Source organism: Ethanoligenens harbinense YUAN-3, assembly GCF_000178115.2.
GTDB classification, from domain to species: domain Bacteria; phylum Bacillota; class Clostridia; order Oscillospirales; family Ethanoligenentaceae; genus Ethanoligenens; species Ethanoligenens harbinense.
The window spans coordinates 2,789,056-2,804,049 of record NC_014828.1; the positions used below are offsets into that span (position 1 = coordinate 2,789,056).

The following is a 14,994-nucleotide window of genomic DNA, read 5'->3' on the forward strand; positions in this document are numbered from 1 at the left end:
CCAAACCTTGAAAAAGCGCCGCATTTAATTGATAAAAATCTAACAATCGCTTGCAGAAAAGCAGGAAATGGTATAGAATAGTTAAGGAATTTAGTTATGGAGGTTAAAGCAATGGGTATTAAAATCGGTATCAACGGTTTTGGCCGTATCGGCCGGCTCGTGTTCCGTGCTGCGTTCGAGCAGCCGGATCTGTTTGATGTAGTGGGCATCAACGACCCGTTCATCGACGCGGACTACATGGTTTACATGCTGAAGTATGACACCATGCACGGCCAGTTCAAAGGCGAGGCTTATATTGACGGCGACGGCAAATTTGTTGTCAACGGCAAAAAATGCGCGCTCTTTGACAAAAAAGATCCGACCGAAATCGGTTGGGGTGAAGTCGGCGCCGACTATGTCGTCGAATCCACCGGCGTGTTCGCCACCACTGAAAAAGCTTCCGCGCACATCAAAGCGGGCGCCAAGAAAGTGGTCATCTCCGCTCCGGCAAAAGACAAAGAGACCCCGACTTTTGTCTGCGGCGTGAACCTCGACAAATACACCAAAGACATGACCGTCGTCTCCAATGCTTCCTGCACCACCAACTGCCTGGCTCCGCTGGTCAAAGTCATCAACGACAAATTCGGCATTGAAGAAGGCCTGATGACCACCGTCCACTCCACCACCGCTACCCAGAAGACCGTTGACGGCCCGTCCAAAAAAGACTGGCGCGGCGGTCGTGCGGCAGCCGGCAACATCATCCCGTCTTCCACGGGCGCTGCCAAAGCCGTGGGTCTGGTTCTGCCGGAAGTGAAGGGCAAACTGACCGGTATGTCCTTCCGCGTGCCGACCCTGGACGTTTCCGTTGTTGACCTGACCGTCAACCTCAAAACGGAAACCACTTATGAAGCCATCTGCGAAGCCATCCGTGAAACCTCTGAGACTTCCATGAAAGGCATCCTCGGCTACACCGATGAAGATGTTGTTTCTTCCGATTTCCTGAGCGATCCCCGCACCTCCATCTTCGATGCCAAAGCCGGTATCGCACTGAACTCCAAGTTCTACAAACTGGTTTCCTGGTATGACAACGAGTGGGGCTATTCGCACAAAGTGCTCGATCTCATCGCGCACATGGCGAAAGTGGACGCTGAATAATTTCGCTTTTTCTTTATAATGAGCAGGGCCGTCCCAGTCCGGGCGGCCCTGCTTTTTTATGCGTGCGTTTGGTCAGCCGTTCACGCGGGCGACCACCATACCGTTTTCGGCATATGAGATGGCCACGGTTTTGGTCATTGTCTGCCCATCCGTAAAGGTCACCGTCACGGTCAGGGTGTCGTGTATCTGTGTCCTGTCCGGTTCCGAGCCGGACGTTTCTTTTATCAGCTTGTCAATCATTTCGGAAGATGGGTTCCAAAGCACTCCGGCTTTTGCAAGCTCTGCGGAAATCAGCAGGGATCTGCCCTTACGGTCCTGCTGCACATCGTCGGTCAGCATGCCGCTATCCGCCGCAAACAGCACCTTTTGGATATCGACTCCGACGACCCCAAAACCGCCGATTGCCAGACCTTTCGGGCCGAAGCCCGGAATCAGGAGCAGCCCTTTCACTTGATGGATCTGCACATCCACATTCGGCCTTAAAACCGTGCCGTTCTGTAGCTGGGAAGAACCGCCCCCGCCCGACGCTACCGGCTCCGCGAACGCGACCAACTCAAACGCATGCCGCACAGGCGCAACCGATGTTCCAGACGATGGCCTGTTTTCCGCCGTTTCATGAACGGAAAACCACTGCGCAGGCGCCAGCGCAAACAGCACCGTAGCCACGCACAAAGCTGCCGCGGTAGCCAGTGCTATTCGCAGCGGCCCGCGGATGCGGCGGTCGTGTTGTATCCGCACGTCCTCATCCGCATAGGGCCGCCCATCCCGCCCTGCCTCGATTTTATTCCACACATCAGGTGTGTACTGTTCCGCTTTTCTTTGGATGAACCGATGCAGCTCCCGTTTGTTCATCGGAAAGCCCCCTTTCTTTCAGCCATCGCCTCAGCTTGGCAAGCGCCCGCTGGTATTTCCAGAGCGCGGTGCCCAGCGGAATACGCAGCAATGCGGCTGTTTCGCGGTGTTTCAGGCCACCCAGCACATGCAGCAAAACGATTTGCCTTTCATCGGGCGGAAGACGCGACAAGGCTTCATCCAACTCCGTGGTTTCTTCCATACCGGCCCCACGCCGCACGGCCTTTTCCACCGGCGCCGCAGGTTCCACCCGTTTGCGCTCACGCAGGCAGGTCAGCGCCAGATTCCGCGCAATAGCAAACACATACGCTTTCGCGTTTTCGCTATGGTATCCCGCGTGTTTGAGCCGGATGAACGTATCCTGCAAAATATCCTGCGCGTCGTGGTAATTGCCGGTGATGGCCAGCGCAAAATAGAACACCGCAGAACGCCACGCCGTATATAACAGATGCAGCGCGTCATTGTCCCCCTGCCCGGCGCGCACCAGCAGTCCGTCCATCTCCTCATCGGTCATGCACACACCCCTTTTCCGAAAGCAAGCGTTCTCCGGAGGAACGCTTCCCTTTGTATAACGCCGGAAACGGCGGTTTTATTGGCCGGCCAGGCCAAAAACCCATGCAAAATAAAAACTGCCCTGCGAACCTCAAAACATCCGCAAAGCAGTTTGGAATATATCAAACGGGCGGTTTCACGCTTCCGGCGAAGCAGGCGGTGCATCGGTCTGCACCTGCACATCCTGCTTCCGCTCTTTCGCGCGCTTGGTGAAGATGATATGGCGCGCAAACACGGCCGAGGAAGCGTTATAATACGGCATGACATAGAGCGCGGGGAAAACCATGACGCACAACAGCCACCACAGGATGAACGACAGTTGGAACTTGATGATCTCCCAGCGGAACCCTTTGGCGTAACGAGCCGCCGTGCGCACGCAGTCGTTCGTTTTGCGGCCGCTATCTTCCACCAGCAGATACACGGCCGGAAAATACCGCATGGCAATAAGCGCCAACACGACCGATGCGCACACCCACAGAACCATTCCTGCAATCAGCAGGAAATTGGCCAAAAACGTATTTGCCGCGCCCAGCACAAACGCATAAACCACCCAGAGCGCAGCCGGCGTGGCATAAACGGCAAGCCCCCAGAGCGCCACCCGCCAGAGGATGTGCAGTTGCAGGAGGATACTTTTCGCATACAGCCCCGGCGAACCATACCAACCGAACACTTCCCCGAGGGGCGTTTCCTTCCGCTCAACCAGTTTCCAATACCATTCCACCTGGCCGACCTGCAGCGGCGCGGTGAACAAAAACAGCACTACGGAAAAAATAATAGAAAGAATCAGCGACGGCACGGACACATTCGGCAGGGCACCCATCAGGCCGGTACCGGAAGACTGCGGCACACCCGCCACCTGGCGCACACCCTGCTCAAGCAACGTGACCCCGCCCATGGGCAGCAGGTAAAACAGCGTGATCAGCATTGCACGCGTCCAGTTGCCTACCAGGAGCCGCCGGCCGTTCAACTTGGCCTGAAATCGAATTCTCGACATTCTATCACTCCAAAATTATCGCTCTACGCAGTACCCTTATTCTACCCCGTCCGCTCACAAATGTCAAAGCCGGGCGGGCCGGCCCGCGGCAATGTTCAAGCAACCCGGCCGGAATGCACCGCCGCACAGCCTGCTTATCGTTGTCCCCCGGCCACGCGGTTGATCGCAGAAAGAATGCCGCGGATAGACGCGATGGTGATATCGGAATCCAGCCCCACGCCATAAACGGTGCTGCCATCCGGTGCGCGCAGAGCGATATAGCTCAGTGCCATGGAATCGGAACCTTTGGCAACAGCCTGCTCACTGTACGAGAGGAAGGTATAGCCCGTCACGCCCGCGGCTTCCACCGCTTTGAAGAAAGCATCCACTGCACCATTGCCCACGGCATCCAGAGGCAGCTCCGCGCCGTCGCGGACCAACACACCCTCAAACCGCACATGCGGCGCGGCGCCATCTTCACAATGGGCAAACCGGTATTTTTTCAGTGCATACGGCGTGCTGATATTGACATAGTACCGGTTGAACAGATCAAGCACCGCCTGCGGCAGCAGCTCGGTGCCCGCCTCGTCGCAGGCTTGCTTGACGATGTGGCCGAAATCCGGGTGCATGGCTTTGGGCAGTTCATAGCCGTAAACCGACTGCATGACGAACGCCGCGCCGCCCTTGCCGGACTGGCTGTTGATGCGGATGATCGGTTCGTAGGCGCGCCCCACGTCGGCCGGGTCCAGAGGCAGATACGGCACCTCCCAATAGGGGGAGTTCGTCTCCCGCATATAGGCCTCGCCTTTGTTGATGGCATCCTGATGGGAACCGGAAAACGCAGTGAACACCAGGTCGCCCGCATAGGGGTGGCGGGGATGCACCTCCATTTTGGTGCACCGCTCATAAACCTCGCGTACATGGCGGATGTTGCTGAAATCCAGCTCGGGGTCGATGCCCTGTGTAAACATATTCAGCGCCACCGTAACGATGTCCAGATTGCCGGTGCGCTCCCCGTTGCCGAAGAGCGACCCTTCCACGCGCTCCGCACCGGCCAGCAGCCCCAATTCCGCCGCCGCCACGCCGGTGCCGCGGTCGTTGTGCGGGTGCAGGCTGATGATGGCGTTTTCGCGGTGCGGCAGGTGGGTGATGAAATATTCGATCTCATCCGCATAGATATTGGGCATGCAGCACTCCACCGTGTGCGGCAGGTTGAGGATGATCTTGTTCTCCGGCGCGGCTCCCAGCTCCTCCATTACCCTTGTGCAGATGGCCACGGCATTTTCCGGCTCGGTGCCCGAAAAGCTCTCGGGCGAATATTCATACCGGATATGCGTGCCCTGGTCCACCTCGGCGGCCAGCGTGCGGATAAGCCTGGCCCCCTGCACGGCAATGTCGATGATGCCGTCCATATCCTTTTTGAACACAACTTTGCGCTGGAGCGTGGATGTGGAATTATACAGGTGGATGATGACGTTCTTGGCGCCCCGGATGGCCTCGAACGTTTTGCGGATGAGGTGCTCGCGTGCCTGCACCAGCACCTGGATGGTTACATCATCCGGGATGTGGCCGCCCTCGATGAGGGTGCGGATGATCTCATACTCCGTTTCGGACGCGGACGGGAACCCCACCTCGATTTCCTTGAACCCGACCTCCACCAGCAAGTGGAACATCTCCAGTTTTTCGGCGAGGTTCATCGGCTGCACCAGCGCCTGATTGCCGTCGCGCAGGTCCACGCTGCACCACGCGGGCGCGTGCGTGATGGTGCGCGTGGGCCAGAGACGCTTGGTCATGGGCACCCCCGGAAACGGGACGTACTTTTGGTAAGACGGTTTCATCCTGCAAGTTCCTCCTTTATGATGGTTGACGGGCAAACGGGCGCAAAAAATCCCCGCCCCACGCAGGGGCGAGGAAAACTTCCACGCGGTACCACCCTGATTCGGCGGCAAGCTGCCGCCCTTTACAGGCCTCTAACAAGGCCCGGCGCGCTAACGTGCACCACACGTCCGCCCCTCATCGGGACGGCGACTCCGGGATGAGCTATCCACCTCTGCCGCTTTGCCCGCTCACACCAGCCGCGGGCTCTCTGAAAAACGGGCGAAGGTCTTTTTCCCTTCATGGTCTTTTTGAGTCTACGATATTGTCTTTATCATATCAACGCCCGACATGGTTGTCAAGCACTTTTTACGGCAACCGCGCGCACCGCTCACCTGCGGGGCTTCTTATCACTGTCCGTAATGAGGCGGATGACATCGTCATACAGCGCGTCCATACTGGTGGAAAGCCGCTTGTTGCAGTGATAATTGCCAAAGATCCAGCGCGCAAACCGGCATTTTTCCCGGATATGGTCGAGATAAACATGGAACGCATTGAGCTCGCCTTCATCCCGTACCAGCATCCGGCGCACGCTCGACGGCGCTTCGTAGGTGAAGATATAATCCACCTGCCAGTCGTTGGCCACCAGGTTCTCAATGCCCGTGCGCATCTCCTCTTCGTTGGGTATCTCCTGCGGCCACCAGCCTTTGCCGGGCTCGCGCATGTCGCGGTCTTCGCTCTCGCCGCCGCCGAAGGTGAACACCTTCTTGCCGTCGATGGTATAAACCTGGCCGCGCATCAGATGCATCACATTGCCTCCGACGACCTGCACATCTCCGCCGTTCCATTGCTCGACGGGATACGATCCCAACAGGTCGAAATTTTCATGCGCGCCGTCCACAAACAGGATGGGGTGTTTGGATTTTCCGAGCTTCTCCAGCGTTTTCTTTTCTTCCGGGCTGCCGTCCCAAATCATGCCGAAATCGCCGCACACCACCACAAAATCTTCTTTTTTCACCCGGCCGAACGGACGGCTTTCAAAATCACGCAGATCCGCGTGCACATCACCGGTTACAAAAAGCATGTCTGATTCCCTCTTACAGTATGTAAAGATGAACGGTCCTGCGGCAGCGGCAAAACAAAGACTTTTAAGGCAAAATGTAGTTGAGTTTGCCGACCTGCCGGCCGCCCTTGAAGAACACCCGGGGCACCCGCTTGCCGATGAGGCAGGCAGTCTCATAATTGATGGTGCCCATCTGCGCGGCGATCTCCTCCATGGAGACCGTTTCGCCGCCGTCCCGCCCAATGACGGTGACCACATCGCCGCTCTGCGCGTTGGGGATGTCGGTCACGTCGGCCATGCACTGGTCCATGCAGACGCGGCCGACAATGCGCGCGCGTTTGCCGTGGATGAGCACGTCCGCCCGGTCGGAAAGGCTGCGCGCATACCCGTCCGCGTAGCCGATGGGCAGCGTGCCCACCCGGCGCGCCGACGGCGTGCGGTAGATCATGCCGTAGCTCACGGGTGTGCCGGGCGTAAGCGTCTTGGTCTGGAACAGCATGGTCTTGAGCGCCATGGCCGGCTGCAGTTCAATGGGCAGCGGCATGCCCACCGCGGGCGTCAACCCATAGAGGATGATGCCGGGGCGCACCATGTCGAGCTGCATTTCGGGATAATTGAGCAACCCCGCACTGTTGCAGCAGTGACGCAGCGAAAAGCGCAGCCCCTGCTCCTCCAGCAGCGCGACGGCACGGATAAACCGCTCAAACTGCGTGCGGGTAAACGGGTTGCCCGGCTCATCCGAAACGGCAAAGTGCGTAAACACCCCGTCAATGCGCAGGTTCGGCAACGCGGCCGCCGCGGCACCGTCCTGCAGCAGAGCAGGCGCATCCTCTTCACCGTGGAACAGAAACCCGATGCGGGACATACCGGTGTCCAGTTTAAGGTGCACATCCACCGTGCCGCCCGCTTCTTTCGCGGCGGCGCTGAGCTGCTCCCCATATTCCATGCTGAACAGCGTCTGTGTGACGCGCTGTTTGATGAGCATGCCCGCAAACTCGGGCGGCGTGTAGCCCAGAATGAGGATGGGCTTTTCAATGCCCGCGATGCGCAGCTGCTCCGCTTCTTCTATATTGGAAACGCCGAACCAGTCCGTGCCGGCGTCGTCAAACGCTTTTGCTACAAAAGGCGCGCCATGCCCGTAGCCATCAGCCTTGACGATGGTCATGATCTTGCTCTGCGGGGACACATACGCCCGAATGGCAAGGTAATTCGCTTCTATTTTATCCAGGTCGACTTCCGCCCAGGTACGCTTTAAAAAATCAGACATGCGGTTTCCTCCGGTTTGGCCGTGAAACGCGGCAGAAATGGATACGCCCCGCCCATACAGACTGCGGACGCATATACAATTATAGCCTGTGGCGCACAAAAAGCAACCGCTTTCACCGAATTCACACAAAAGCGGAGACATCTCCGTTTTTGTGCCGAGGCGGTGGACAAGCCTGCCAAATCATAGTATACTGTTGATTGATGTATGAACTACCGGGAGGATCGTTATGAAGAAGCATTGGACCAAAGCAGCAGCTTTTCTGGTTGCCTGCACGCTCGCGCTCGGCCTGACAGGCTGCGCCGACACGCTGTGGGTGATGAAGACCGATAAGATCACCGTGCCCACCGGCGTCTACCTCTATTACCTGCTCAGCGCGCGCAGCGAAGCGCAGTCGAAAACTTCCTCCAGCACTTCCTCCAGCACCTCTTCCGGTTCATCGGTCGACTGGTCGAAGAAGATCGACGGGAAAGATGCCAAAACCTGGGCCGACAACGAGGCCGTGAAAAACACGCGGGAACTTTTGGCCGCCGAATCGCTCTGCACCCAGAAGAAAATCACCCTGGCCGCAGATGAAAAAAGCCAGGTGACTTCTTATGCGCAGAACATGATGAGCTCCTATACCGTGTTAAAGAACAACGGCATCGCCGAGGCGTCCATGAAGCGCGTGCTGGCCTACAACCAGTATCTCAAGGACAAGCTGTTCCAGTCCTATTACGGCACGGGCGGCTCGGAAGCTGTTTCGGACGCCGACCTGAAAGACTATTACACCAAGAACTTCGTGCAGATCAAGCAGATCTTTTTCAGCACCCAGGACGACAGCGGCAACGCCCTATCCACCACCGACCAGCAGGCCAAGAAGAAAAAGGCCGACAACATTTTCGGGCAGATCAACGCCGATCGTTCCAATTTCACCGCGCTGATGGACGCCAACAACGAGGACCCCGGCATGCAGTCCAGCCCGGACGGCTATGTGTTCGGAAAATCGGAGGACTTCGTGCAGGTGTTCAAGGACACGGCGTTCTCCATGAAGGTGGGCGACGTCAAACTCATCCAGTCCAGCCTGGGCTACCACATCCTGTATAAAGTGGCGCTCGACCCGAACAAGTTCGATTCGGTCAAATCCGACGTGCTTACCGATATGAAAAACCCGGCGTTTCTGAAGATGCTGGACAATTACAAGGGGATCACGGTCAACAACAGCACCATCAGCCGCTACGACGTCACCAATGTGAAAGATTCCTGACACCGCCGCATGTTTTCCGGAAGCGGGTGTTTGCCATTTGGGTAAACACCCGCTTTTATGCTGTTATTTACAGGTTGCCTGTGGCGTACATGATGACCGACAGCACGCAGAGCGGCGCCGTTTCGGTGCGCAGGATGCGCGGCCCCAGCGTGCAGACGCGCACACCCAGTTCCCCCGCCAGCGCGACTTCCTCATCTGCAAAGCCGCCTTCCGGTCCGATGCAGACGCCGATCTCCCGCACGCCGTTCCATACGCCGAGATGCGCATCACCGCCCTTTTCATAAAACAGCACGCCGCGCTCCATACCGGCCAGTTCCCGGGCGGCCGCGGAAAAATCCACCGCTTCGCCCACCACCGGCAGCCGCCCACGTCCGCTCTGCTTGGCCGCCTCGGCGGCGATCTTCTGCCAGCGGGCCGTCTTTTTGGCCAGCGTGGCCCTGTCCGGGCGGGAGACACAGCGCGCCGTCAGCACGGGCACGACGCGGCTCACGCCGAGCTCCACGGATTTCTGCACGATCAGTTCCATCTTGTCCGCTTTGGGCAGCCCCTGAAACAGCGTGACATGCACGCTCGGTTCGGCGATGGTGGGCCGCTTCTCCAGCACGCGCAGCTCCACCGCGTCTGGCGCAGCGGACAGAATTTCGCAAAGGTAGTCGCTCCCCGCCAGATCGCAGACCGTCAGTTTGTCACCCGGCCGCATGCGCAGCACCCGCGCGATATGCGCGGCATCCGCACCGGTGATGCATCCGTGTGTTTCGTCCACATCCTGCGTGAAAAAACGCGGCATCCCTTCACCCCTTTTTGCAGCACAGGCAGTGCCAGCCTTTTTCCTCGTCTTCCTCCACGGGGAACAGCCGGTGCCCGGCCAGCGCCTGCGCCACCTCGTCCCGCCGACCCTCGATGATGCCGGAGGTGACGAGCACGCCGTCCGACGCCAGCACCCGCGCGATGAACGGCGCCAGCCCGATGATGACGTCCGCCACGATGTTGGCAAACACCAGATCGTACCCCGCGCCCACACGCGCGCGAAGCATGTCGTCGGTCAGCACATCACCCGTATAGACCTCCAGCACCTCCTCGGGAATGCCGTTGAGCGCCGCGTTTTCAAGCACCGTGTCCCGCGCGATGGGGTCGATATCCACCGCCGTGGCTTTCTCCGCGCCGAGCAACAGGGAGATAAGCGAAAGAATGCCGCTGCCGCACCCGAGGTCGAGCACCTGCGCGCCCTTGCGGACATAGCGCTGCGCCGCCTGCACACAGAGACGGGTGGTCTCATGCGTGCCGGTGCCAAACGTCATGCCGGGATTGATGGAAAAGACCGTATAGCCCTGCACCTCCTCCGAGAGCGGCTCCCATGCGGGCCGGATGAGCACATTGCCTACCGGCGTGGGTTTGAAATACTTCTTCCAGTTATTGGCCCAGTCCTCTTCCGAAACATGGACCGTTTCCAATGTCAGCCGGCCGTAGGCATGCGCGCCGTCCTGCGCGCGCATGGCGTCCATCTCCTGCCGGATGGCCTGCACCGTCTGCGGTGCCGTGAGAACCGGCAGATACGCTTTGATTTTGGTCTCGCCCGCCATTTTTTCACGCAGCTCGTTGTCCACATAGTCCCAGTATTGCCGGTTGTTCTCCAGAAACTCGTTGAAATCGGTTTCGTCCTCGATCTCCACACCGGTGATGCCGAGCAGGCAGAGCCTTGCCGTGACGGCCTCCTCGCCCGCATGCGTACTGTAGATCGTTACCTGTGTATAGTCCATAGCTTTTTGCTCCGTTTGTTCGTTTTTTCGATTATACCACAAATGAAAGGGAAACAAAAACGGCAGTACCGCAGGAAAACGCCGCAGAAAAACGGGGCGGATGCCGCCGCATCCGCCCCGCAGCCGGAAACCGTGCCGGTCTTCGTCGGAAAAATCCTTTTCAGTGCCGTCCGCGATGCAGCCGGTGATGGTTCTCGCCCAGCACATCGCCGTAGACCTTGGAAAGCACCGGGTTTTCCTGTGAACGGCGGATCTGTGTCTCGCTGTCCGCCTGATACAGCCCTTTGGCGCGCGCGGCACGCGTCTCCGCCGCCTGCGGGCCCGGCTGCCCGCCGCCGCCGATGCAGCCGCCCGGGCAGGCCATCACTTCCACGAAATCATACTGCCGCCTGCCCGCCTGCATATCTTGAATGAGCTGTTCGGCATTACGCAGGCCGTGCACCACCGCCACGCGCAGTTCCCGGCCGTCCACCGCGGCGGACGCTTCTTTTACGCCTTCCATGCCGCGCACACCGGTGAACGCCACCTGTTGAAGCGTGTCGTGGCCGCTGTCGGCGGCCAAATTGCGCAGCACCGCTTCGGTGACGCCGCCCGTCACGCCGAAAATCACCCCGGCGCCGCTGGTCAGGCCAAACGGCATATCCGGACCTTCGGATTCCAGCGCGGCAAAGTCGATGCCGCCCTCACGGATCATCTGCGCGATCTCCTGCGTGGTGAGCACGACGTCGATATCCTTGCCGATCTCCGTGACCATTTCATCCCAGCCGGCCTCAAGCTTTTTGCCCGTGCAGGGCATGACCGCCACGCTGAAGGTCTTTTTGCCTTCCGCCGTGTCTTTGCCGCTGAAATAATCACGCAGCACAGCGCCGAACATGCCCATAGGCGAGCGGCAGGTCGAGATATTCTCCGCAAGCTCCGGGTGCCGGTTGCGCGCGTAAGTGACCCAGCCGGGGCAGCAGGAGGTGAACATCGGGAACCTGCCGCCGTTCTGCAGGCGGTCGAGCAGCTCATTGCCTTCCTCCGTCACGGTCAGGTCGGCGCCGAGGCCGGTGTCATACACTTCATCGAAACCGAGCATGCGCATGGCGGCGACCAGCTTGCCTAATGTGACTTCGCCGGGTTCCATGCCGAATTCCTCGCCGATGGCCACCCGCACGGCGGGGGCGATCTGCGCCACCACGCGGGTCTGCGGATCTTGCAGCGCCTTCCACGCGCGGGCGGTGTCGTCCCGCACGGTGATGGCGCCGGTGGGGCACACGCCGGCGCACTGGCCGCAGCCCACGCAACCCACATCGCCAAGGCTGCGGTGAAACGCGGTGGTCACTTCCATATCCGAGCCGCGATAGGCGAACGCCAGCGCGCCCACGCCCTGCACCTCGGCGCACATACGCACGCAATCGCCGCAGAGGATGCACTTCTGCGGGTCGCGCAGGATGGCCGGGCTGCTGGTATCGAGCGGGAGGTCGCGCACCTCCTGCCGGAAGCGCACCTTGCGCACACCGAAGCGCAGCGCCAGCTCCTGCAGCTTGCAGGAACCGTTCTTTTCGCAGGTGGTGCAGTCGCGGTTATGATTGGAGAGCAGCAGCTCCAGAATCATCCGGCGGTATTTGCGCAAACGCTCGGTGTTGGTGCGGATCTCCATACCGGGTTTGGGCGGCGTGGAACAGGCGGCCATGGTGCGGCCGCGGCTGTCTTCCACCGTGCACATGCGGCACGCGCCGTACACGCTCATGCAGGAATAATAGCAGAAGGTCGGCAGGTCGATCCCGGCCTTGCGCACCACTTCCAACAGGTTCTTCTCGCCGTCCAGTTCCACCCGGCGGCCGTCGATTACAATACTGTCCTTCATGCTTTACGCCTCCTTGATCGCGTGGAACGGGCAGTTTGCAATGCACGCGCCGCACTTGATGCATTTCTGGGTGTCGATGGTAAACGGATGCCTGATCTCGCCGGAGATCGCACCCACGGGGCAGATACGGGAGCATTTGCTGCACCCTTTGCAGGCCTCGGGGTCGATGGCGTAAATGCTCATGGCCTTGCAGGTGTGGGTGGGGCATTTTTTGTCGCGCACATGGGCAATGTATTCGTCGCGGAAATATTTCAGGGTGCTCACCACCGGGTTGGCGGCGGATTTGCCGAGGCCGCACAGCGCGGTGTTGCTGATGGTATCGGCCAGCTCCTCCAGCATGTCGAGATCCTCCATCTCGCCCTTGCCCTCGACGATGCGGGTGAGGATCTCCAGCATGCGGCGGGTGCCTTCCCGACAGGGCACGCATTTGCCGCAGCTCTCGTTCTGCGTGAAGTTCATGAAGAAGCGCGCCACTTCCACCATGCAGGTGTCCTCATCCATGACCACCAGACCGCCGGAACCGATCATCGCACCCACTTTCTTGAGCGAGTCGAAATCGAGCGGCAGGTCGAGGTGCTCGCTGGTGAGGCAGCCGCCGGACGGGCCGCCGATCTGCACGGCCTTGAACGCCTTGCCGCCGCGGATGCCGCCGCCGATATCGAAAATGACCTCGCGCAGCGTGGTACCCATCGGCACCTCGATGAGGCCGGTATTGTTGACGTTGCCGGAGATGGCGAACACCTTGGTGCCCGGGCTGTTTTCCGGCCCGATGCCGCGGAACCAGTCGCCGCCGTTCTGCACGATGCGCGGCACGTTGGCGAAAGTCTCCACATTATTGAGCACGGTGGGGCGGTTCCACAGGCCATGCTCGGTGGTACGGGGCGGCTTGACGCGCGGCATGCCGCGCTTGCCCTCAATGGACGCGGTGAGCGCGCTGCCCTCGCCGCAGACGAACGCGCCCGCGCCTCGGTTGACCCGAATGTCGAACGAGAAGCCGGATCCGAGGATGTTTTCACCCAGCAGGCCGACGCCGCGCGCGGCTTCAATGGCCTTGTTCAGCCGCTCCACCGCCACGGGGTATTCGGCGCGCACATAGATGTAGCCCTGTGTGGCTTTGGTGGCAAAACCCGCGATGAGCATGCCTTCGAGCACGCTGTGGGGGTCGCCCTCCATCACGCTGCGATCCATGAACGCGCCGGGGTCGCCCTCGTCGCCGTTGCAGACCACATATTTGATCTCGTCCGGGCGGGAGAGCACCTGCTCCCACTTGCTGCCGGCCGGATATCCGCCGCCGCCGCGCCCGCGCAGGTTGGAGAGCTTGATGAGCCTGCAGACATCCGCAGGCTCCATGGTGAACAGCGCCTTGCGGAACGCCTGGTAGCCGCCCATGGCAATGTATTCGTCGATGGATTCGGCGTCGATGTCGCCGCAGTGGTGCAGCACCAGGCGGGTCTGCCGGCTGTAGAACGGGATGTCCTCCTGCTTGGCGAACGTCTGCTCGCCCTCTTTGTAGAGCAGACGCTCCACGGGCTTGCCGCCGAACAGGGTCGTCTCCGCGATCTCCTCGGCGTCTTCCGGCTTCACGCGCAGATAGAGGTAACCCGCCGGCTCGATGCGCACGATGGGGCCCATCTCGCAGAAGCCGTGGCAGCCGCTCTTGTGGACGCCGATGCCGTGCTCCGGTTCTTTTTCCAGCCGCACGTCCACCAGCAGGCCCTTTTCGGCCACGATGGCGCGTAGACGCTCATAGAACTCGAGCGAACCCCCCGCCAGGCAGCCCGTGCCCGCGCAGACGGATACGCGCAGCTGCTGTTTATCCATCCGCTCGCCCGCCACATGGGAGAACCGGTCGAGTTGTTCCGCTGTTTCCAGTTTCATGCCTTTGCCTCCTCACGCAAGCCGTCCACCACCGCGAGCGCCGTTTCCGGCGTCATCTTCGGGTGCACATGGTCGTTCACGGTCATCACCGGAGCCAGGCCGCACGCGCCCAGGCAGGACACGGTCTCCACGGTGAAAAGCTGGTCGTCTGTCGTCGGTTTCGCCTCGCTCACGCCCAGCTTGTCGCGCAGGGCGTTGAGGATGGGGATGGATTTGCGCACATGGCAGGCCGTGCCGTCGCAAACCTTGATGACGTATTTGCCTTTGGCCGTGAGCGAAAAATTCTTGTAAAACGTGGCGACACTGAAAATCTCGCTTTCCGAAACGCCGGTGCGTTCGGACACGCGCGCCAGCGCATCTCCGGGCAGATAGTGGCACTCTTCCTGAATCTCTTCCAATATGGCGATCAGTGCCGACGGCGAAGCATCATGGCGGTCCACGATGGCGTCCACCGCCGCGATGGTCTGTTCTTTTGTCATTGAACTATTCCTCCGTTCCGCTTTGCAACAGCGAGACTCTTAGATTCACAATATACAAAAAAAGTTTAGCTTTTTTCTATTTTTTCTACAAGAATTGTGTAAACCCCGTCCCTGGCATTTTTTGATCTTCTC

General features: G+C 59.7%; 13 protein-coding genes and 1 other annotated feature. Of the genes, 2 read left to right on the forward strand and 11 right to left on the reverse strand.

Annotated features, from left to right (window positions below; genetic code table 11):
- Positions 1–111 precede the first annotated feature (111 nt).
- The gene (gene gap, locus ETHHA_RS13130) at positions 112–1,134 is read left to right on the forward strand and encodes a type I glyceraldehyde-3-phosphate dehydrogenase (protein WP_013486440.1); all 1,023 of its coding nucleotides are present in this window, start codon (positions 112–114) and stop codon (positions 1,132–1,134) included.
- 72 nt (positions 1,135–1,206) lie between these two features.
- Here the strand turns inward: gap and ETHHA_RS13135 are convergent, their stop codons facing one another.
- The 6 genes from ETHHA_RS13135 to alr all read right to left on the reverse strand — a co-directional run bounded on the left by ETHHA_RS13135 (position 1,207) and on the right by alr (position 7,656).
- Complete coding sequence (locus tag ETHHA_RS13135) at positions 1,207–1,986, reverse strand: hypothetical protein (protein ID WP_013486441.1); 780 nt, start codon at positions 1,984–1,986, stop codon at positions 1,207–1,209.
- On the reverse strand, positions 1,928–2,500 hold the full coding sequence (locus tag ETHHA_RS13140; RefSeq protein WP_013486442.1) for an RNA polymerase sigma factor: 573 nt from the start codon (positions 2,498–2,500) through the stop codon (positions 1,928–1,930). The genes ETHHA_RS13135 and ETHHA_RS13140 overlap by 59 nt, the downstream gene beginning before the upstream one ends.
- Positions 2,501–2,674: 174 nt before the next feature.
- On the reverse strand, positions 2,675–3,532 hold the full coding sequence (locus ETHHA_RS13145) for a DUF975 family protein (RefSeq protein ID WP_013486443.1): 858 nt from the start codon (positions 3,530–3,532) through the stop codon (positions 2,675–2,677).
- Positions 3,533–3,666: 134 nt separating this feature from the next.
- Entirely contained in the window at positions 3,667–5,349 is a 1,683-nt protein-coding gene (gene leuA / locus ETHHA_RS13150) for a 2-isopropylmalate synthase (protein ID WP_013486444.1), read from the reverse strand.
- A 61-nt stretch (positions 5,350–5,410) separates the two neighbouring features.
- Positions 5,411–5,639 (reverse strand) — a binding site (T-box leader).
- Positions 5,640–5,717: 78 nt separating this feature from the next.
- Complete coding sequence (locus ETHHA_RS13155; RefSeq protein WP_013486445.1) at positions 5,718–6,410, reverse strand: metallophosphoesterase family protein; 693 nt, start codon at positions 6,408–6,410, stop codon at positions 5,718–5,720.
- A gap of 64 nt (positions 6,411–6,474) precedes the next feature.
- On the reverse strand, positions 6,475–7,656 hold the full coding sequence (alr, locus tag ETHHA_RS13160; protein ID WP_013486446.1) for an alanine racemase: 1,182 nt from the start codon (positions 7,654–7,656) through the stop codon (positions 6,475–6,477).
- A gap of 226 nt (positions 7,657–7,882) precedes the next feature.
- Here alr and ETHHA_RS13165 point away from each other — a divergent pair, with 226 nt between their 5' ends.
- Positions 7,883–8,899, forward strand: coding sequence for a peptidylprolyl isomerase (locus ETHHA_RS13165; RefSeq protein ID WP_013486447.1), 1,017 nt, complete (start codon positions 7,883–7,885; stop codon positions 8,897–8,899).
- Between the two features lie 67 nt (positions 8,900–8,966).
- Here the strand turns inward: ETHHA_RS13165 and ETHHA_RS13170 are convergent, their stop codons facing one another.
- The 5 genes from ETHHA_RS13170 to ETHHA_RS13190 form a co-directional block, all read right to left on the reverse strand.
- Positions 8,967–9,686: a 16S rRNA (uracil(1498)-N(3))-methyltransferase gene (locus tag ETHHA_RS13170; RefSeq protein ID WP_013486448.1), complete on the reverse strand. Its 720-nt coding sequence runs from the start codon at positions 9,684–9,686 to the stop codon at positions 8,967–8,969.
- A gap of 4 nt (positions 9,687–9,690) precedes the next feature.
- Positions 9,691–10,656 (reverse strand): 50S ribosomal protein L11 methyltransferase, encoded by a 966-nt coding sequence (gene prmA, locus ETHHA_RS13175; RefSeq protein WP_013486449.1) that lies wholly within the window; start codon positions 10,654–10,656, stop codon positions 9,691–9,693.
- 160 nt (positions 10,657–10,816) lie between these two features.
- Complete coding sequence (locus tag ETHHA_RS13180) at positions 10,817–12,505, reverse strand: [FeFe] hydrogenase, group A (RefSeq protein WP_013486450.1); 1,689 nt, start codon at positions 12,503–12,505, stop codon at positions 10,817–10,819.
- A gap of 3 nt (positions 12,506–12,508) precedes the next feature.
- Positions 12,509–14,383 carry an NADH-quinone oxidoreductase subunit NuoF gene (locus ETHHA_RS13185; protein WP_013486451.1) on the reverse strand — a complete coding sequence of 625 codons (1,875 nt, stop codon included), beginning with the start codon at positions 14,381–14,383 and terminating at the stop codon, positions 12,509–12,511.
- Entirely contained in the window at positions 14,380–14,862 is a 483-nt protein-coding gene (locus tag ETHHA_RS13190; protein ID WP_013486452.1) for an NADH-quinone oxidoreductase subunit NuoE family protein, read from the reverse strand. Before ETHHA_RS13190 ends, ETHHA_RS13185 begins: the two co-directional genes overlap by 4 nt.
- Positions 14,863–14,994 lie beyond the last annotated feature (132 nt).

Coding starts and splice junctions, on each gene's coding strand:
- leuA (WP_013486444.1), bottom strand. CDS start 5,349: ATGAAACCGTCTTACCAAAAGTACGTCCCGTTTCCGGGGGTGCCCATG.
- prmA (WP_013486449.1), bottom strand. CDS start 10,656: ATGGACTATACACAGGTAACGATCTACAGTACGCATGCGGGCGAGGAG.
- gap (WP_013486440.1), top strand. CDS start 112: ATGGGTATTAAAATCGGTATCAACGGTTTTGGCCGTATCGGCCGGCTC.
- ETHHA_RS13140 (WP_013486442.1), bottom strand. CDS start 2,500: ATGACCGATGAGGAGATGGACGGACTGCTGGTGCGCGCCGGGCAGGGG.
- ETHHA_RS13190 (WP_013486452.1), bottom strand. CDS start 14,862: ATGACAAAAGAACAGACCATCGCGGCGGTGGACGCCATCGTGGACCGC.
- ETHHA_RS13145 (WP_013486443.1), bottom strand. CDS start 3,532: ATGTCGAGAATTCGATTTCAGGCCAAGTTGAACGGCCGGCGGCTCCTG.
- ETHHA_RS13170 (WP_013486448.1), bottom strand. CDS start 9,686: ATGCCGCGTTTTTTCACGCAGGATGTGGACGAAACACACGGATGCATC.
- ETHHA_RS13155 (WP_013486445.1), bottom strand. CDS start 6,410: ATGCTTTTTGTAACCGGTGATGTGCACGCGGATCTGCGTGATTTTGAA.
- alr (WP_013486446.1), bottom strand. CDS start 7,656: ATGTCTGATTTTTTAAAGCGTACCTGGGCGGAAGTCGACCTGGATAAA.
- ETHHA_RS13185 (WP_013486451.1), bottom strand. CDS start 14,383: ATGAAACTGGAAACAGCGGAACAACTCGACCGGTTCTCCCATGTGGCG.
- ETHHA_RS13135 (WP_013486441.1), bottom strand. CDS start 1,986: ATGAACAAACGGGAGCTGCATCGGTTCATCCAAAGAAAAGCGGAACAG.
- ETHHA_RS13180 (WP_013486450.1), bottom strand. CDS start 12,505: ATGAAGGACAGTATTGTAATCGACGGCCGCCGGGTGGAACTGGACGGC.
- ETHHA_RS13165 (WP_013486447.1), top strand. CDS start 7,883: ATGAAGAAGCATTGGACCAAAGCAGCAGCTTTTCTGGTTGCCTGCACG.